Here is an 18,115-nt window from a genome sequence, read left to right as displayed (position 1 = left end):
CGTGAGCGCGCGAACAGACAGAGGCCAGCGAAGCCTGACCGGTTCGATTCTCGAGCGCAATGCGCGCGTCGTCGTGTTTCATCCCGATGACGATGACGGACTGACGCTCACGAATCATCTGAGGCGCATGGGCTTTCAGGTGGAGCGATGCTGGCCGCCCACGGACACGCTGCCCGAGAAGACCGATCTGGTGTTTCGCGCGTTGCTGCCCGAAGAGCGTGCGCCGAAGGGCGAGTGGAGCGGTCCGGATGCGCCGCCCGTCATCTGCGTGGTGGCGTATGAGAACCCGACGTTCATCGATCAGGCCATCAAGCTGGGATCGGACGGCATCGTCACGACGCCCATTCGCGCCTCCGGTCTCTTGTCCACCGTGGTGATGGCGCTCTATCACGCGAGGCGCGCGCGTCAGCATACGCAACGCATCGCGAGGCTCGAACAGAAGCTGCTCGACAGCCGGCATCTGCAGGAAGCCAAGAACATTTTGATGATCATGCATCGCGTGAGCGAGCGCGAAGCGTACGACATGCTGCGCGCGCAGGCGATGGAAAAGCGCGTGACCATCGACGATATCTGCCACTCCGTCATTCAGGCGGGCGAAGTCCTGCAGATCGCGCGCGGACTTTCAACGGAGGACGGGCGCGACCGGGAGTGAGCGCGTCGTGCCGCCATTTTCATCGACGTACAAAGGAGCGACGAACATGGACCTGCAACTGAAGGGCTTGAAGGCGATCGTCACCGGCGGAACCAAGGGCATCGGTCTCGCGATTGCGCGGACGCTGGCTGCCGAGGGCGCCGACGTGGCCATTTGCGCACGCGACGCGGCCAGCGTCGCGGCGACTGCGAGCGCGCTGTCCGAACTGAGCGGCGCTCGGGCATCGGGCGCGGCCGTCGATGTGTCGGATGGCGCGGCGCTCAAGGCGTGGGTCGAGCGCGTGGGTGCGGAGTGGGGCGGGCTCGATATCCTCGTGGCCAACGTGAGCGCGCTTGCTATCGGCAACGACATCGAATCGTGGCGCAAGGAGTTCGAGACCGATCTGCTCGGCACGGTCAATCTCGTCGATGCCGCCATGCCGCATCTCACCGCGAGCAAGGCCGCTTCGATCGTCGCGATTTCGAGCGTATCGGGACGCGAGATCGACTTCGCTGCGGGACCTTATGGCGTCTTCAAGGCCGCGCTCGTGCATTACATGCAGGGGCTCGCGAATCAACTCGCATCGAAGGGAATTCGCGCGAACACGGTTTCGCCGGGCAACGTGTACTTCGAAGGCGGCGTGTGGGACTGGATCGAGCACAACGATCCGGCGCTGTTCGAACGCGCGCTGGCGCTCAATCCGACCGGCCGCATGGGCAAGCCGCAGGAGATCGCGAATGCGGTGGCGTTCGTTGCGAGTCCGGCGGCGAGCTTCGTGAGCGGCGCGAACATCGTCGTCGATGGTGCGCTCACGCGCGGCGTTCAACTCTGACAAACCGGGCAACTCAACGGGGGCATCGAATGGAAACACGCAGTGCGATCGACATCGATCTCGTCAACCTCACGGTCGAGAGCGTGCAGGACGGATTCAAGCGCGGCAAGTTCACGGCCGAGCAACTGGCGCGGGCCTGCTTCGACTGGATCGAGCGCCATAACGGCACCTATAACGCGCTGATCTTTCTGAATCCGGCGGCGCTCGACGATGCCCGCAGCATCGACGAACGGCGCGCGGCCGGTGAAGCATTGGGGCCGCTCGCGGGCGTGCCGGTCGTCATCAAGGACCCGATGGACATGGTCGGCTTCCCGACCACCGCGGGATGGTCGAAGCTGTACAGCAAGACGGGCGGCGTCGATCTGATGCCCGAGCGCGATGCGCCGGTCGTCGCGCGCATGCGTCGTGCGGGCGCGATTCTGCTCGGCAAGACGAACGTGCCGATCCTGAGCCACACCGGCTCGCACGCCAACGATAGCTGGGCGGGCCCCACGATCAATGTCCCAATGCGCGACCGCGTGCCGGGCGGCAGCAGCGCGGGCACGGCGTCGGCGGTGGCATCGGGCATGGCGGTGCTCGGGCTCGCCGAGGAAACCGGCGGATCGATCCAGAATCCCGCATCGGCGCAGGATCTCGTGGGCATCAAACCGACCATCGGTCTGGTGCCGAATGCGGGCGTGGTGCCGTTGTCGGGCAACCGCGATGTCGTCGGGCCGATCGCGCGCAACGTGAGAGACGCCGCGCTGTGTCTCGACGTGCTCGCCGGCTACACGAGCGAAGACCCGAAGACGCTCGCGAGCGTGGGCGGGCAACCGGAAGGCGGCTATGCGGCCGCGCTGGACGGCAACGCGCTGCGGGGCAAACGCATCGGGCTCTACGGTCCCGGGTGGCGCAATCAGCCGCTTTCCGACGAAGCCGCCGCGTTGTACGAGCGCGCGAAGGGCGAACTGGTATCGCTCGGCGCGACGCTGATCGACGATCCGTTTCAAGGCTCGGGCTTTGCCGATTTGCGCAAGACGACTGCGCCGCTGGCCAATTTCGATGCGCGCGGTCTCGAATCCATTCCCTACGATGTCGAGAAGTATCTCGAACGGCTCGGCAAGGGCGCGGCGCTGAAGACCTTCGCGGAGTTCGCGCAGGCCACGCAGGACGAAGACGCATTCGGTCCGGACGGCGTGTTGAACTTCATGCATAACCTGGCGGATTTCAAGGCCGCGCTGGCGAATCCGTCGCTGCCGCCGGAGATGCCCGAATTCGTCGCACTGAAGGCGCGTTATCTGCGTATCTTCGACAAGGTGTTCGACGAGCAACGGCTCGACGCGCTCGTCTTCCCGCAGATGCGTTGCGAGCTTCCGCCGCTACACGGCAAGGACACCATTCAGGAAACGACCGTGGGCGAGATCAATATCGCGGGTCTGCCGGGCGTCGCGGTGCCGGCGGGTTATTACGCGTCGGGCTCGCCGTTCGGCCTCATCTTCGTGGGCCGCCAGTGGGACGAAGGCGCCTTGCTCGCGTTGGCCTATGCGTATGAGCAAGGCGCGGGCAAGCGGAAGGCGCCTGTGCTCGCCTGACGCGGGTTGCACGCGCGTGCGTCGAATGGCTCGCCTTTGCGGGCGGGCCGCACGAATCCCGCGCTAGCCGCCATCGCCGCTGCTGCGATTGACGACAAGAAGTATTCCCGCGCCGGAAATCACCGTGCCGAGAGCCATCAGCCACGATAGCGGCTCGCGAAACATCGCCCATGCCCAGATCAGCGTGACGGGCGGGCTGAGGAACAGAACGCTCGTCACGCGAGCAGACGATGTCCGCCGCAGACACGCCCAGTAAAGACCGCATCCGCCGAGCGTCGCGAAGATGACGCTCCACGCGACGCTCGCCGCGAAACCGGCGGACAGCATCGGTGCAATGCGGCCTTGAGATGCTTGCAACGCGAGAAAGATCGGGCACGACACCAGGCTCTGCAGCCAGAGCATGCCGAGCGGAGTCAGGGTGCCGCAGTGCGAAGAACGTTGCTGCCAGACGGTGCCCGCCGCGAGCGATAGCATCCCCGCGACCGGCAGTCCATAGGCCCATGCGGGCGCGCTGCCGAGAGAAAGGGCATCGCGACAGACGATCAGCGTCCCGGCAAGACCGAGCCCTAATCCGGCCCACACGACAGCCGGGCTGCGCTGGCGAAAGAGACACGTGGTAATCAGCACCACGCCGACAGGCAACAAGTCCGCGATGAGGGCCGCGAGACCGGCGGGCACGCCAAGCTGCACGCCACCCGCGACGCCCGCAAGATAGCCGGCCATCGCCAATGCGCCGATGCATGATTGCCGGATCAGAACAGACTTGGGCGCGTGCCGCATCTCCCGCGCCACGAACGGAAACAAGCCGATGGACAGCGCGATGAACCGCCACAACGTCACCAGATAGACCGGCGCATAGTCCGCCGAGAACCGCATTCCGATGAAGCCCGAACTCCAGGCGAGCACCATTGCCGCTTCGAGAAAAGGCAGCGGCATGGGGCTCCGTCCCGGCACGGGCTGGTCTGTGTATGTTCTCGCCATGCATCCACACTAGCGCGCCGCCGTGGATTCGAAAATCAAAATATACTGATCCGGTCGTTCAACAACGCTAAACCACCCGGGATCACACGATGAGCACAGTGCTAGACATCGAACTGCTGCGGACCTTTCACGCGATAGCGCGGCTGGGGCGCTTCCGGGCGGCGGCCGAGCACGTCAACCGAAGTCCGGCGGCGGTGAGCCTTCACATTCAGCGTCTGGAAGCCGCTGCGGGCGGCAGATTGCTGGAGCGGGACAATCAGTCGGTCACGCTGACCGTGTTGGGCAAACGGTTGCTGGCGAGCACGGGCGAGTTGCTGGCGGCTCACGACCGGATAATCGACGAGATCAAGGGCAAACGGCTGGCGGGCCGCGTCGTGCTCGGCATCCCCGACGAATACGCTGCTCATGTGATTCATGACATCCTGCCGGACTTCGCGACGAGCTGGCCCGACGTGGTGCTCGAAGTGAAGACCGCGCCGAGCTTCAAGCTGCGGGATCAGATCGCGCGCGGCAAGCTCGACTTGGCGATTTTCGTTCAGCCCGCGCACCGAAGCAGATCGGCGAACGTATTGACGCTGACGACGCCCGTCTGGGTCGGCAGTCCGACGTTCGCGCTCGACGAGTCACGTCCGGTTCCATTGGCGCTGTACGCCGAGCCGTGTCCCTATCGTTTGGCGATGACAGACGCACTGGAAGCCGTGGGGCGCAAGTGGCGAGTCGTGCTCGACAGCGCATCGACGCAAGTCATCAAGGCGTGCGTCGAATCGGGGCTCGCGGTGACGCTGCTCGACCGGGCAAGAGTCACCGCGGACATGCGCGTGATCGACGGTCTTGCGCATGTAGCCGATCACGAGGTGGTGTTGATGCGCGGTGACACCGGACGCGCAACCGAGGCCATCGATCTGCTCGCAACGGCGCTGCGGCAGCAGTTCCGGCTTTAGCGCCGCGCACGATTCGAGCATTCAAGCGCCGGCTCTTTGGAGAAACTTCGCCCGCATCGGCTTCAGCACGAACATCGCGAGCACGGCCGTCACGATGTCGAGCGTGATCCCGACGCTGAACACCGGCACCCAGCTTCCCGCGTGCTGATGCAAGAGCGCCGCGAGCGGACCGCCGAAGATCGAACCGATGCCCTGCGAGATATACAGCCAGCCATAGTTTTCGGTGGCGTGGCGCGTGCCGAAGGTATCCGTCAAGGTGGACGGGAAGAGCGAGAAGATTTCGCCCCAACCGAAGAAGACGACGCCCGAGAGCAGCACGAACAAGACGGCGTTGTCGCGCGTCAGGAGCCACAGCGCCATCGCCACGCCTTCGAGCGCGAAGGCGAAGAACATCGTGTTTTCACGGCCGAATTTGTCGGAGACCCAGCCGAACAGCGGGCGCGTGAGTCCGTTGGTGAAGCGGTCGATGGTCAGCGCGAGCGGCAGCGCGGCCATGCCGAACACGACGACCTTCGTGATGCCGAAGTCCGCCGCGAAGGTCGCCATCTGCGATGTGACCATGAGGCCCGAGGTGGACATCATCGTCATCATGGCGAACATGAGCCAGAAGAGCGGCGACTTCATCATTTGCGAAGGACGCAGATTCGGCACGTTCGATACCGCCACCGCCGATGCCTTCGCCGGCGCTTCGTCACGCGGCACGCGCAAGCCTTGCGATGCGACGAAGCCCACGACCGCGAACGCGATGCCGTAGATCCACAGCGTCGCATCGAGACCGCGCGCCGCCAGCGATGCCGAGATCGGGAACGTCGTCACGATTGCGCCCATGCCGTAGCCCGCGGCCACCGCGCCCGCCGCGAAGCCGCGCCGGTCGGGGAACCAGCGCACCATCAGCCCGACCACGCCGACATACACGATGCCCGTGCCGAGCCCGCCCACGAGACCGTAGGTGAGATACAGCATCGATGTGCTCGCGGCCATCGACGAGAGCACCCAACTCAGGCCCGACATGACGGTGCCGAGCGAAATCAGCAGGCGCGGACCGAAGCGGTCGATCAGCTTGCCCTGAAACGGCGAGAAGAACGTCTGCAGGATGATGAGCAGCGAGAACGTGACCTGCAACTCGGGCAGCGGCACGCCGAGCTTCGCCGACAGCGGTTTGGTCAGCAGCGTCCACACGTATTGCGGGCTGGAAATCGACATCATGCAGAGCAGGCCGAGACCGAGTTGCAGCCAGCGGTTGTGAGCGGCGATCGCGGGCGCGGCCGCATCGTCGTGCAGTGTCTGGATGCGTGTGTTCATAGGCGTTCCCCGGTTGATGTGCGGATAAAAAAGGATGAGTCGTGCCCTCCGGTTCGACGAGCGCGGAACCGGATCACTTCGAAGCAAGAGCGTGTTGAGCGTTACCAGCCGGCGGCTGAACCGTCGCTGCGTGGATCGTGACCGGCTTCGAATAATCCATCGGGATACCGAACGATTGCGCCGGCGTGCCCCATCGCTTCGTCGTAGGCGGCGAGCACTTCGACGTCGTGACCGAGCGCGCGCAATGCGTCGATGGTCTCGTCGGGAAAGCGCGCTTCCAGCTTGAGCGAGTCGGTCGACTGGCCCCACGTGCGGCCAAGCAGCCAGCGCGGCGCATCGATCGCGGCCTGCGGATTCCAGCCGAATCGCGCGATGCGCGAGAACACCGCACTCTGCGATTGCGGCTGGCCGTCGCCGCCCATGTTGCCGTAGACCATCGTGCGGCCATCGGCGAAACGGGCGAGCGCGGGATTGAGCGTGTGGAACGGACGGCGGCCCGGCATCAGCGGATTGAGCGACGACGGATCGAGCGAAAAGCTGCAACCCCGGTTCTGCCAGTTGATGCCCGACTGCGGGAGGACGATGCCGCTGCCGAACTCGTGATAAATGCTCTGGATGAAGCTGACGGCAACGCCATCGCCATCGATGACGCCCATCCAGACCGTATCGCCGGGACCGCGGCCACGGCCCCAGGGCGCGGCGCGCGACATCGACACTTGCCGGGCCATCGCATCGAGCGCGGCGGGATCGAGTTGCGTGACGGCATCGATGCGCATGTGGTCCGGATCGGTCACGTGTTCGTCGCGCACCTTGAAGGCGAGCTTCGTCGCTTCGACGCATGCATGGACGAACTCGGGGCCGAGCGGGTTCATGTCGTCGGTCAGCACGCGGTCCAGCACGCCGAGAATCAGCAGCGACACGAGACCTTGCGTCGGCGGCGGCATGTTGTAGACGGTGCCCAGCGTATGCGTGAGCGCGAGCGGCGTACGTTCGCGAGCCGTGTGCCGTTCGAGATCGGCGAGGGTGATGAGCGTTTCCAGCGACGACAGGTCGTGCGCGATGCTGCGCGCGAGATCGCCGCGATAGAAGTCGTCGAGACCGGCATCGGCGAGCTGTTGCAGCGTTGCGGCGAGACGCGCGTTGACGAAGCGCTCGCCGGTGCGCGGCACGCGGGCATCGGGCATGAAGGTTTGCGCGAAGCCCGGCACGTTGCCGAGTTCGCCGCACTTGCCCGCCATGCAGTCGGACTGACTGCGCGTGACGGGAATGCCCGCCTTCGCATAATGAATCGCGTCTTCCAGCAGACGCGCAACCGGTAGGCGTCCGCCGAGCGTGTTCTTCGAGAAGCGCTGCGCGAAGTCCCAACCGGAGACGGTGCCCGCGACGGTGTTGGCCGCGAGCGGGCCGCGTGCAGGAATGGCGTCGAGGCCCAGCGCGCGATACGTGCCGATGTCGGCGCGCATCGCTGCCGCACCGCACGCCTCGATGCCGATCGGCGCGTGACCCGGACGCGAGATCAGCCAGAAGCCGTCTCCGCCGATGCTGTTCATGTGCGGATAAACCACCGCGACGGTGGCGGCGGCCGCGATCATCGCTTCGACGGCGTTGCCGCCTTCTCGAAGGACGGCGAGCGCACTTTGCGATGCAAGCGCATGCGGCGCCACGGCCATGCCGCGCGAGCCGCGTGTGGAATTGAGTGCAGCAGAGACTTCCAGAGACATCGACGTTTCCTTGTATACAACGAAATCGTCAATGCGAGTTCCGTGCCAGGCGTCCGTGAAAACCCTATGGAGCCTTGCTGGCTATGCCTTGCAGCGTGGTTTGCCGCATGTTTGAAGGAAGTGCGGCGATGCCGTCAGATGGTGCGCCGCGGTCGCGCCGGTGCGTGCGCGACGCTCGAACGCCCCGCTTCGGTGCGGGCGCCGAGCAGGCGCTGCATCGTGAGGCCGCTCACGCTTGCCTGGCTGCCGCTGATATGACGCGACACCAGTTCGACGCTCGATGCGCTGTCGCCGCGACGAATGGCATCGAGAATGGCGGCATGCTCTTCATACGTCTCCGCGATGCCATCGCCCTTCACGAGATCGAGCCGGCGCACCACGCGGATACGGTCGGTGACGCGCTGCATCGTCGCGGTGAGTTCATCGTTGCCCGCGGCCGCTACCAGCGCATGATGCAGCGATTCGTCCAGTTCGACGAGCTTTCGTCCATCGACGACCCGGCGCGCACGGCCAACGCGCCAGATGCGATCGAGCGCATCGAGCAGCAAGTGGAGATCGGCTTGCGGCGTTTCGCCATTGCAGAGCTTGCGCACGGCGAAGACCTCGATCATCTGACGCATCTCGTAGAGGTCGTCGAAACGCTTGTTGTCGATGGGCACCACTTCCCAGCCGCCGCGCACATAGCCTTGCATCAGGCCATCGCTTTGCAGGCGTTGCAGCGCTTCGCGTGCAGGCGTACGCGATACGCCGAAGCGTTCCGCAATGGCGCCTTCCGTCAGCCGGTCGCCGGGCAGGATCCGCATGTCGAAGATTTCCTCGCGCAGCGTGTAATAAACGTGATCCGCGCGCGACAGCGCGGCGTCTTGCGCGTTGACAAGGCTTGCGTCGGCCATAACGGTGAGCGGGATAGCGTGCATGGACGGGAAGCTTATCAAAGGGCTGCGCGTCGCCAGAATTGCCGGACGGCAAAAATCGCTTTGTGGATAAATGGCGCGTTCGCCAGCGAAGCTGCCGCGCGATTTAACGCTTCAATTCGAAGATGCTGTCGATCTCGACCGGGATGCCCATCGGCAACGTATGCACGCCGAGCGCGCTTCGAGCGGGAAGCCTGTCTTGTCCGAACAATGTCAGCAAGAGGTCGCTGGCGCCGTTGGCCACTTGCGGATGTTGCGTGAACGACTGTTCGCCGCGCACGTAGACCGTCAGCCGGCTGCATCGCTCGATGTTGTCCAGACCGCAGGCTTGATCGACGCAAGCCAGGATCATCAGCATCGTCAGATGCGCCGCGTGGCGCGCCGTTTCGACAGACATGTCGCCGCCGACCATTCCGACGATTGGCTTGCCGTTTTCGAAAGGCCCGAGACCGGAAACATAGACCTGACTGCCCGCAATCGACACCGTTCGATAGGAGCCGAGCGGCGCGATGGGCGCCGGCAGTTCGATCCCCGCTTGTGCAAGGCGTTCGGATACGTTCATGTTCGGCTCACCGTGATGTGATCAAAACACTAGCGTAACCCGGTCAATATCCTCGGCTATCGCGATCGCGATTTGTATTTCCAGAAGGGCGGCCCGTCCTGCGCGTCACTGTTTCGCTCCGATCCCCTCGATGCGCCACAACTGCGTCTCGAGGCGGGGGCCTGTCTCGGGCTTGAACCAGCTCATGTCCTGGATGTGGGAACTCGTAACGTAGAGGGTCCCGTCGGGGCCCTCGGAGAACGTATCGGGCCAGCGCAGCCGCTTGTCCTGCACGAGGGTCGTGATGCGATCCCCGTCACGGACTCTGACTGCGTCCTGCTCGATCGCGCTCAGATAAAGCCGCCCGCGCTCATCGATCCAAAGACCGTCGGTCGGCTCGGTCTCGGCGACACGCTCCACGCGCGCTTCGAGGTCCTTCTCCGACAGACGCGGGTTCTGCAATGCGTTTGTCGCGATGCGATAGAGCGTGCGACCGGTCAGTGCTTTCCAGTAGAGCGTGCGCCCATCGCGCGAAAGCGCGAGGCTGTCGGCGGCGAATTCGACTCCGCGTCCGTCGGGTCGGCGTAGCGGCTGCCCGTCGATCCTGACGACCACGTCCTTTTCCGGCTGCGTGCTCGGATGGCCGCCGAGCACGCGCCTGGCCTTGCCGGTCTGCAGATCCACGACCACGAGCGCTCCCTTGGCCCCGGCATCGGTCAGATAGGCATAGTGACCATCCGGCGAAAACCGCACATCGTTCAGATAGCTTCCCTGAGGCGCGACGCTCTCGTCGAAGCGGATCACCTGCGCGACCTGGTTCGCCTTGAGGTCGATCTTGACGAGCTTGGGTCCGCCCGGCACGAGCGATGCCGTGGCTGGCGCGGCCGGATCGACGACCCAAAGATTGCCGTGTGCATCGGTCACGACGCTCTGGACGCACACGAAATGATCTCCGGCGGACATCTGGTTCTTCTTCTCGTTGCGCCATGCATTCCACTCGTCGTCCGGGTAGGGTTTGATCTGGCCGTCGCGCGTCACTTCTGCAACCGAGACCGGCGCATCTTCTGTCCAGCGCGGAAAATTGACGAAGATGCGCCCATCCTTCGAAACGGTCACGCCCGTAACCTGGTGTTCGAATTTTGCGACCTGTTGCAGTTGTGGCGTATCGGATGTAGGCCCCGCGTGCTGCTGTGCGATGGATGCATTGGCGAGAAGCGTCATCGCCACGATGGCGGACGCGGCTGCGATTCGGATCATGGTCGTTTCCTTTGCATGGCGGCACTCGGGATGCGCGGCGAATTCAAGGCGCGAACACGGCGCGGACGCAGCCGTCGGTCTTGTGCTTGAACATGTCGTAGCCGCGTGGCCCGTCCTCCAGCGAGAAGCGGTGAGTGGCGAGGTAAGCAGGGTTCAGCTCGCCTTTCTGCGCGTGCGAGAGCAGCCGATCCATATAGGCTTGCCCGTGCTGCTGCGCGCTGCGCACCGTCATGCCCTTGTTCATGATGGCGCCCATCGGGAACTTATCGATCAGCCCGTAGACGCCGAGCACCGACAGCGTGCCGCCTTTGCGGCAGGCCGTCACGGCCTCGCGCAGCGCCTGGCCGCGGTCCGTCTCCAGACGCAGCGCCTGTTTGACGCGGTCATACGCGTATTGCGGCCCGGTGCCGTGCGCTTCCATTCCTACCGCGTCGATGCACGCGTCGGGGCCGCGCCCGCCGGTCATCTCCATGAGCGTTTCGAGGACGCTGTCGACCGCCGTATAGTCGATCGTCTCGGAGCCGGCGTGCTCGCGCGCCATCTGCAAGCGCTCGGGAAAGCGGTCGATCGCGATGACGCGCTCCGCGCCCATCAGACGCGCGCTTTGCTGCGCCATCAGCCCCACGCCGCCGCAGCCCCAGACCGCGACCGTGTCGCCCGGCTGGATGTTGCAGAAGTCGGCGCCCATGTAGCCGGTCGGCGCCGCATCGAAGAGGAACAGCGCCGTATCGTCCGCGACGCCGTCAGGGACTTTGAAGCAGTCGTTGTCGGCAAACGGTACGCGCACGTATTGCGCGTGCGCGCCCGCATAGCCGCCGAACGCGTGCGTGTAGCCGTAGATGCCTGCGGTCGTATGTCCGCCCAGAAGGGGTGCCTGTAGCTCGGGCTTGGGATGCGTGTTGTCGCACAACGAGTAGAGGGAGTGCTGGCAATACCAGCATTGCCCGCAAACGATGAATGAAGGAACCACGACGCGGTCGCCCTTTGCGAGGCGCTTCACCTCGGGGCCGATTTCCTCGATCACGCCCATGAACTCGTGGCCGATGACATCGCCCGACTTCATCGTCGGGATGTAGCCGTCGATGAAGTGAAGATCCGAGCCGCAAGTCGTCGACAGACTGACGCGCAGGATCGCGTCGCGGGGATTGATGATCTCCGGGTCTTTCACAGTCCCGACGCGCAGGTCGTTTACCCCGTTCCAGTACAGTGCTCGCATGCTCACTCTCCTTAACGCGTGGTTGCGCGAGCAGCGGGCTGCCGCTCAGTGGTGGGAATCTCGCCGGTCTCGACGAGGCTCTTGAAGCGCCGCAGCGCGTTGTCCGCGACCAGATTCAGCGGCGTGGTCCCGAGAAGTTGCAGCAGGCCTTCACCGAGCGCGCCGCCGGGCGGGTCGAACCGGACGTGCAGCGTCGCCACGGTGCCGCGGTCGTTCGGGGCGGCGTCGAAGCGGACGGATCCCTCGTTCGGAATGGCGGCGCCAGGCAGCGAGCGCCAGCCGACGCCTCCGCCGGGGCCGTCGACGATCTCCGATTCCCATTGGTAGGCGCGACCGAGCGGCGTCCTTATTTCCCAGCGCATGCGGCCGTCGCCCGCCGGGTGCAACGTCGCGAAGCCTGCCACGAGTTGCGGGAGCGTCCCGGGCGCAAGCCAGAGCCGACGAAGCTCGTCCGCAGTCTTGCCGATGGTGATTGCGCGCTCCACCTCCGGCGTCGCGCCGGCGGTCCCACTTCGCCCCTTGTTGTCTGCCCGTCCGCGATGGAGCGGGACACCGTACCCGGCACTCGCCGCTGCCATGCCCGCGCAGGCAGTGAGCGCGAGAGCCACGGCGCCTTTCTTTCGTCCGGCGAGTCCGGACACGATCAAGGCCGCGCTGAGCGCGACGGGGATCCAGCCAATCCCTTGCATGGCTTCTCCGGCCGACACGCCCGAAGAATGGCCGCCGCGCCTCAGTGATTCGCGCGGCCGGATAGCATGAATGTTGCTTGCCATAACAAATGCTCCAAAGGTTACTGATCGCCGTGGTGCCCGCTACGCGGTTCGTACCGTGCAGCGGGATCGACGAGACATGTTGGCGACGCTCGAGCCCATTGCACGCGTGGCAATGATTGAGCGATGAGCCCGAGCGCTCATGCAACCACGATCGCTGCGTCGCTTCGCTAGCCTCCCGGATGCAAGACCACCTTGGTCCAGCCGTGGTCGCGCACGTCGAAGTGCTGATAGGCGTCAGGCGCCTGGTCGAGTTTCAACTCATGCGACACGATGAACGATGGCTTCGCGCGGCCCGCGTGTATCAGATCACGCAACTGCCGGTTGTATGCCTTGACGTTGCACTGGCCCGTGGCGATGTGCTGCCCCTTGAACCAGCACTTGCCCCAGTCGAACGCGATCTGACCTTTCTTCGCCAGTTCGTCCTGCGCGCCCGGATCCTCGGGAATGAACACGCCCACCACGCCGATCCCGCCGGTGAACTTGACCGACGACACGAGGTTGTTCATCGTGAGATTGGGGTTCTCGTGGCGTTGCGGAGCCGGATCGTGGCACTGGTAGCCAACGCATTCGCATCCCACGTCCGCGCCCATGCCTTGGGTGAGATCCATGACCCGCTGCACCGGATCTTCCTTCGAATAATCGATCGCGATCGCGCCGATGGACTCCGCGAGCTTGAGCCGGTCGGGATGGCAATCGACCACCATGACGCTGCGGGCGCCCTTGATCATCGCCGAGTGCGCGGCCATCAGACCGACGGGGCCGGAGCCGTAGATCACCACGGCGTCGCCGGGCCTCATGCGGGCGAGTTCGGTCGCGTGCCAGCCGGTCGGGAAGATGTCGGCGCACATCACGTAGTCGGTCTGCTTCTGCTGGGCGTCAGGCGGCAGCTTCAAGGACATGAAGTCGGCCCAAGGCACCCGGAGATATTCGGCCTGTCCGCCCGGCCACGGACCCATGTCCGCAAAGCCGAATGCGCCGCCGGCGATTCCCGGCTGGTTCGCGCTCAGGCAAAACGCCGTGAGGCCGCGCTCGCAGTTCATGCAGTGGCCACAACTTACATTGAATGGCAGGCACACCCAGTCGCCGGGCTTGATCCGCTCCACGGCAGGCCCGACCTCCTGAACGACGCCCAGATTTTCATGACCGAAGATGCGGCCTTGCTCGAAGTCGGTTCGGCCCTCGTACATATGCAGATCGGAACCGCAGATGTTGGTACTGGTGATTCTGACGATGGCGTCGGTCGGACGCTCGATCTTGGGATCCGGAACATTCTCGACCGTAACTTCACGAGGACCGCGATACACAACGGCTTTCATATGTTTCTCCCGAGAGTTCAACTGCGAAGAGCCTGAGCCGCGAAACCTTCGGCGGCTGTCGGCGTCGACAAACCCGCAGACCCACCTGCGGTACGTCCCTCTCTCATGCAGACCGGCACTTTGCAGACAGCGTCTGCTATTGCTGGTTGAAGCCGGACAATCTATCGCCATCCTAAATAGTGAGTGCCATGCGCTTCCGGATTTTTGGTGACGGTGCGCGATGTAAGGGCAGCTATCCGCGTGCCCGATTCGGGTCGACAGAGGCGACTCGCGGATGAGCATCGAGATTCAGTGCGATTGATACGGCTATCTAATCGATGCGTGGGGGTGACGTGTAATCGCGTAGTCGCGGAGAACTTGCACCGGGCTGCAGATCTTGCAAGAGCGGCCTGGTTCGAGAACCGGAAGGGTCGCTATTCGGTCAGTTGACTCGCGGGCTTAACCTGCATCGCCGGTCGTTTGTCGAAGCGCTTGTCCATGACAAAAAAGCTCGGCGCGCCCGCAGATCGGACACGGCAGCGCATAAGGACATTCATTGACATGGACGCCGATGCAGGACCAGCGACTCCCGATTCCCGGCCGGCGTCGATGGCCCGATGGACAACCAACGATGCGGGCAAGACAGCATGCGTTGAACGGAACGTCGAATGCTGTTTGCGTGGCGGTTGCCGCGTTGCTGTGAAGCGAAGAGGATGCCGCGCGATACAACCGCTCACTCACAGTGGAGGCTAGCGATGAGAGCGCTCATCTGGGAAGGCAAGAAGGACATCCGGTGCGAGTCGGTTCCGGACCCGGTCATAGAACATCCCCGCGATGCGATCATTAAGGTAACGACATGTGCCATCTGCGGCTCGGACTTGCATCTGTTCGATGGGTTCATGCCCGGCATGGAATCCGGCGACATCATGGGCCACGAATTCATGGGCGAGGTGGTGGAAGTCGGCAACGCGAATAGCACGCTGAAGATCGGCGATCGGGTCGTCGTTCCCTTCACGATCATCTGCGGCGAATGCGAACAATGCAAGCGCGGCAACTTTTCCGTCTGTGAGCGGAGCAATCGGAACCAGGACGTCGCGAACAAGGTGTTCGGCCACACGACTGCGGGCTTGTTCGGCTATACGCATCTCACAGGCGGCTATCCGGGCGGTCAGGCCGAATACGTGCGCGTACCGTATGCGGACAGAACGCACGTGAAGATTCCCGACGGCCTCACCGACGAGCAGGTGCTCTTCCTCGGCGACATCTTTCCGACCGGCTGGCAGGCGGCGGCTCAGTGCGACATCGAGCCGACAGACACCGTTGCGATCTGGGGGGCAGGGCCCGTCGGCCAGATGACGATTCGCAGCGCCGTTCTGCTCGGCGCGAAGCAGGTGATTGCAATCGACCGGGTGCCCGAGCGTCTCGCCATGGCGCGTGCGGGCGGGGCCACGGTCATCAACTTCGAAGAAGAGAGCGTCCTCGAGCGCTTGGCCGATCTCACACAAGGCAAGGGCCCCGAGAAGTGCATCGACGCGGTCGGCATGGAGTCGCATGCGACGCGCTCATTCGATTCCCTGTACGACCGGGCGAAGCAGGCCGTGATGTTGGAAACGGACCGGCCGCACGTATTGCGGGAGATGATCTACGTCTGCCGTCCGGCGGGCACGCTGTCGGTTCCAGGCGTGTACGGCGGTCTCATCGACAAGATTCCGTTCGGCGCTTCCATGAACAAGGGGCTGACATGGCGCATGGGTCAAACACATGTGAACCGCTGGACGGACGACCTGTTGCGACGCATTCAGGAAGGGCAGATTGATCCGTCGTTCGTCATCACGCACACGGTGCCGCTCGATCAAGGACCCGAGATGTACAAGACATTCCGCGACAAGGAAGATGGCTGCATCAAGGTCGTGCTGAAGCCTTAGTCGGGAAGACGGCGGCTTGCCTGAATCCGCTGGTGCGGAGGTTCCGCCGTGACCGTTGAAACGGTCGCACGATCATGGACGGAAGCACCGCGAATGTCACCGCCGCAAGCCGCCTTCTTCTATGGCGCGGCGACCGCACTGTCGACGGCTTGAGTCAGTTGCGCGATATCGACCGGCTTCGTGAAGTGAAAATCGAATCCGGCGTCTGTTGTGCGCGCCCGGTCCTGTTGCTGACCCCAGCCGGTGACGGCAATGAGCGTCACGTCGTGCGTCGAGGGCGTTGCCCGTATGCGGCGCGCGACGTCGAGCCCGCTCATGCCCGGCAAGCCGAGGTCGAGCAAGATCACGTTCGGGTTGTATTCGCCGAGGAGTTCGATCGCCTCTTCGCCGGAATAGACTGTTCGTACATCGTGTCCCTGCATCTCCAGAAACGCCGTCATTGCGTCCGCTGCATCGACGTTGTCGTCGACGACCAGGATTCGGCGCTTCGGGGCCGACGCGTGAACGGCAAGCGCAGCGCGTGTTGGCGCCGGCATGGGCAACACGCGCGACGTCGCGGGCAGATGAATGGCAAAGCAGCTCCCCCGATCCTTTCCGCCACTCGACGCGGTGAGTCGGCCTCCATGCAGCTCGATGAGCGATTTGGACAGCGCGAGTCCGATGCCAAGACCGCCCTGCCGATGCTGATCGCGATTGACCTGGGAAAACATCGCGAAGATCGCCGACAGTTTGTCCGGCTCGATGCCGATACCGTTGTCCGTGACCGACAGGACGATCTCGGCGTCGTCAGCCGTCGCCGCGAGTTCGATGCGCCCGCCCGGTGGCGTGTACTTCGCCGCGTTCATCAGCAGGTTGGCCAGCACTTGCGCGAGCCGGAGCCGGTCCGCCTCGATATGCAATGGTCTGACGGGCGGCTTGATGACGAGCTCGTGCCCCTTGCCTGCGAGGATCGGTCTCGCGATTTCGACCGCTTCGTCGACGACTTCGCGCATCGCCACGGCCTCTTTGCGCAGCTTGAGCGCGCCGCGCGTGATGCGCGACACGTCCAGCAAGTCGTCGAGCAGAAGCGCCATCGCGGCCGACTGCCGGCGCAGCACGCTGATGCACCAGATCCTGCGCTCTTCCGTCAAGTTCGGCTGTTCGAGTATCTCCGCGACGTGTCGGATCGGCGCCAACGGATTACGCAATTCATGTGCGAGCGTCGCGAGAAACTCGTCCTTGCGGCGGTCAGCCTCCGAAAGGGCCTGTTCGGCCCGCACGCGTGGCGTCACGTCTCCGAACCACGCCACGACCGAACCGTCCAGAGACGCCGCGACGACGTGAAACCACTGCTCGCCGTTTTCACCCGATACGCGTATGTCGAAGGCCTCTCTTCCCGGGCGCTGGGCGAGCGGTGTGAGCCGCTCGAGCAGCATGTTCGCCTCCCACCCGGTCGGACGCACATATGCCGTGGAACTGCCGATCACGACTGCGGCGTTCTGATTGAAAAGCTGGGCGGCCGCCTTGTTCAGATAGTCCCATCGAAACTCGGCGATGCGGCCCTCGCGAACGACCGGGGTCAGGATGACGAACGGCACGCCTGCGCTGTCCAGGGCCACGTCGAACCGGTGTCGCGCCTGGCGCTCGACCTGCAGAAGGCGATCCGTGGCCTCCTGCGTAGCGGCTTCGGCGCTTCCTGCACGCCGCGCCACCTTGGCGAGTTGCTGCCCGGCCGCCACCAGAAATGCCCCGACCAACGCGTATGCCACCAGCACGATGCGGTCGTCGTGTTGCAGAACGGCCAGACTGCCGACGGGCGGCATCCAGAGCGCGCCGAAGGCCATGCCGCTCACGAGAAGCAGCGATCCCGACCACGCGCCGAACAGCACCGTGATCAACGGAAGCGTCGCGCTGAAGAAGAGGAATGTCAGCCGTCCGTGGGCAACCATCGTCAGCGCCTGTTGAGCTGTCACGATAACGGCGGTAGCTGCAATACCGAAGACCAGGCGCTGTTTCGGTGGATATTGGGCGATGCGTACGATCATGGTCGTGACTCGATTGGGCTGGTTGTTATCCTGTCCACTGTGCAGTCTTTGTTCCTATCTTCTCGCGACTTGCAGAGCGTTGGAATCCGCTGCCGGCGGAACTCGGTGCCCCTCGCTCGGTCAGCGAGTCGGGTCCGAGTCGCCAACAAAAAAGCGCCGACTCCATTACGGGGGCGGCGCTTGAAAGTCCG

General features: G+C 64.2%; 15 protein-coding genes. 5 read left to right on the top strand and 10 right to left on the bottom strand.

The window, feature by feature from the left end; translation table 11 throughout:
• The first annotated feature begins 1 nt into the window (after window position 1).
• The 3 genes from NCR93_RS21450 to NCR93_RS21440 are packed head-to-tail and all read left to right on the top strand — an operon-like array spanning window position 2 to window position 3,034.
• Window positions 2–652, top strand: coding sequence for an ANTAR domain-containing response regulator (locus NCR93_RS21450; RefSeq protein ID WP_008348127.1), 651 nt, complete (start codon window positions 2–4; stop codon window positions 650–652).
• A gap of 46 nt (window positions 653–698) precedes the next feature.
• Window positions 699–1,463: an SDR family NAD(P)-dependent oxidoreductase gene (locus NCR93_RS21445; protein WP_175980920.1), complete on the top strand. Its 765-nt coding sequence runs from the start codon at window positions 699–701 to the stop codon at window positions 1,461–1,463.
• A 29-nt stretch (window positions 1,464–1,492) separates the two neighbouring features.
• A complete protein-coding gene (locus NCR93_RS21440; protein ID WP_175980918.1) occupies window positions 1,493–3,034 on the top strand; it encodes an amidase in 1,542 nt (513 codons plus the stop codon).
• Window positions 3,035–3,097: 63 nt separating this feature from the next.
• Here NCR93_RS21440 and NCR93_RS21435 read toward each other — a convergent pair whose 3' ends face one another.
• Window positions 3,098–3,970 carry a DMT family transporter gene (locus NCR93_RS21435; RefSeq protein WP_175980916.1) on the bottom strand — a complete coding sequence of 291 codons (873 nt, stop codon included), beginning with the start codon at window positions 3,968–3,970 and terminating at the stop codon, window positions 3,098–3,100.
• Window positions 3,971–4,104: 134 nt separating this feature from the next.
• On the opposite strand from NCR93_RS21435, the gene NCR93_RS21430 reads away from it, so the two are divergent.
• Complete coding sequence (locus tag NCR93_RS21430; RefSeq protein WP_175980914.1) at window positions 4,105–4,956, top strand: LysR family transcriptional regulator; 852 nt, start codon at window positions 4,105–4,107, stop codon at window positions 4,954–4,956.
• A 21-nt stretch (window positions 4,957–4,977) separates the two neighbouring features.
• Here the strand turns inward: NCR93_RS21430 and oxlT are convergent, their stop codons facing one another.
• The 8 genes from oxlT to NCR93_RS21390 form a co-directional block, all read right to left on the bottom strand.
• On the bottom strand, window positions 4,978–6,258 hold the full coding sequence (oxlT, locus tag NCR93_RS21425; RefSeq protein WP_175980912.1) for an oxalate/formate MFS antiporter: 1,281 nt from the start codon (window positions 6,256–6,258) through the stop codon (window positions 4,978–4,980).
• Window positions 6,259–6,359: 101 nt separating this feature from the next.
• Window positions 6,360–7,979 carry a gamma-glutamyltransferase family protein gene (locus tag NCR93_RS21420; protein WP_175980909.1) on the bottom strand — a complete coding sequence of 540 codons (1,620 nt, stop codon included), beginning with the start codon at window positions 7,977–7,979 and terminating at the stop codon, window positions 6,360–6,362.
• Window positions 7,980–8,113: 134 nt separating this feature from the next.
• Window positions 8,114–8,872, bottom strand: a complete 759-nt coding sequence (locus NCR93_RS21415) for a GntR family transcriptional regulator (RefSeq protein ID WP_175980907.1) — start codon at window positions 8,870–8,872, stop codon at window positions 8,114–8,116.
• A 127-nt stretch (window positions 8,873–8,999) separates the two neighbouring features.
• A complete protein-coding gene (locus tag NCR93_RS21410) occupies window positions 9,000–9,455 on the bottom strand; it encodes a RidA family protein (RefSeq protein WP_175980905.1) in 456 nt (151 codons plus the stop codon).
• Between the two features lie 105 nt (window positions 9,456–9,560).
• On the bottom strand, window positions 9,561–10,655 hold the full coding sequence (locus tag NCR93_RS21405) for an SMP-30/gluconolactonase/LRE family protein (protein ID WP_241484849.1): 1,095 nt from the start codon (window positions 10,653–10,655) through the stop codon (window positions 9,561–9,563).
• Window positions 10,656–10,734: 79 nt separating this feature from the next.
• A complete protein-coding gene (locus tag NCR93_RS21400; RefSeq protein WP_250532280.1) occupies window positions 10,735–11,907 on the bottom strand; it encodes a zinc-dependent alcohol dehydrogenase in 1,173 nt (390 codons plus the stop codon).
• Between the two features lie 11 nt (window positions 11,908–11,918).
• Window positions 11,919–12,680, bottom strand: a complete 762-nt coding sequence (locus tag NCR93_RS21395) for an SRPBCC family protein (RefSeq protein ID WP_208456991.1) — start codon at window positions 12,678–12,680, stop codon at window positions 11,919–11,921.
• Window positions 12,681–12,847: 167 nt separating this feature from the next.
• Entirely contained in the window at window positions 12,848–13,996 is a 1,149-nt protein-coding gene (locus NCR93_RS21390; RefSeq protein ID WP_175980903.1) for a glutathione-independent formaldehyde dehydrogenase, read from the bottom strand.
• A gap of 734 nt (window positions 13,997–14,730) precedes the next feature.
• Between NCR93_RS21390 and NCR93_RS21385 the strand changes: the two genes are divergently transcribed.
• A complete protein-coding gene (locus NCR93_RS21385; protein ID WP_175980901.1) occupies window positions 14,731–15,900 on the top strand; it encodes a zinc-dependent alcohol dehydrogenase in 1,170 nt (389 codons plus the stop codon).
• A gap of 119 nt (window positions 15,901–16,019) precedes the next feature.
• Here NCR93_RS21385 and NCR93_RS21380 read toward each other — a convergent pair whose 3' ends face one another.
• Window positions 16,020–17,924, bottom strand: coding sequence for a hybrid sensor histidine kinase/response regulator (locus NCR93_RS21380; protein ID WP_250497380.1), 1,905 nt, complete (start codon window positions 17,922–17,924; stop codon window positions 16,020–16,022).
• Window positions 17,925–18,115: the final 191 nt, after the last annotated feature.

It is taken from the genome of Caballeronia sp. ATUFL_F1_KS39, from assembly GCF_023630985.1.
Classification (GTDB): Bacteria; Pseudomonadota; Gammaproteobacteria; order Burkholderiales; family Burkholderiaceae; genus Caballeronia; species Caballeronia zhejiangensis.
This window is presented reverse-complemented; position numbering and strand designations above follow the sequence as displayed.

What these genes read in the sequence shown, in the direction of transcription:
- NCR93_RS21445 (WP_175980920.1), top strand. Translation starts at nt 699, where the DNA reads ATGGACCTGCAACTGAAGGGCTTGAAGGCGATCGTCACCGGCGGAACC.
- NCR93_RS21440 (WP_175980918.1), top strand. Translation starts at nt 1,493, where the DNA reads ATGGAAACACGCAGTGCGATCGACATCGATCTCGTCAACCTCACGGTC.
- NCR93_RS21435 (WP_175980916.1), bottom strand. Translation starts at nt 3,970, where the DNA reads ATGCCGCTGCCTTTTCTCGAAGCGGCAATGGTGCTCGCCTGGAGTTCG.
- NCR93_RS21430 (WP_175980914.1), top strand. Translation starts at nt 4,105, where the DNA reads ATGAGCACAGTGCTAGACATCGAACTGCTGCGGACCTTTCACGCGATA.
- oxlT (WP_175980912.1), bottom strand. Translation starts at nt 6,258, where the DNA reads ATGAACACACGCATCCAGACACTGCACGACGATGCGGCCGCGCCCGCG.
- NCR93_RS21420 (WP_175980909.1), bottom strand. Translation starts at nt 7,979, where the DNA reads ATGTCTCTGGAAGTCTCTGCTGCACTCAATTCCACACGCGGCTCGCGC.
- NCR93_RS21415 (WP_175980907.1), bottom strand. Translation starts at nt 8,872, where the DNA reads ATGGCCGACGCAAGCCTTGTCAACGCGCAAGACGCCGCGCTGTCGCGC.
- NCR93_RS21410 (WP_175980905.1), bottom strand. Translation starts at nt 9,455, where the DNA reads ATGAACGTATCCGAACGCCTTGCACAAGCGGGGATCGAACTGCCGGCG.
- NCR93_RS21405 (WP_241484849.1), bottom strand. Translation starts at nt 10,655, where the DNA reads ATGACGCTTCTCGCCAATGCATCCATCGCACAGCAGCACGCGGGGCCT.
- NCR93_RS21400 (WP_250532280.1), bottom strand. Translation starts at nt 11,907, where the DNA reads ATGCGAGCACTGTACTGGAACGGGGTAAACGACCTGCGCGTCGGGACT.
- NCR93_RS21395 (WP_208456991.1), bottom strand. Translation starts at nt 12,680, where the DNA reads ATGGCAAGCAACATTCATGCTATCCGGCCGCGCGAATCACTGAGGCGC.
- NCR93_RS21390 (WP_175980903.1), bottom strand. Translation starts at nt 13,996, where the DNA reads ATGAAAGCCGTTGTGTATCGCGGTCCTCGTGAAGTTACGGTCGAGAAT.
- NCR93_RS21385 (WP_175980901.1), top strand. Translation starts at nt 14,731, where the DNA reads ATGAGAGCGCTCATCTGGGAAGGCAAGAAGGACATCCGGTGCGAGTCG.
- NCR93_RS21380 (WP_250497380.1), bottom strand. Translation starts at nt 17,924, where the DNA reads ATGATCGTACGCATCGCCCAATATCCACCGAAACAGCGCCTGGTCTTC.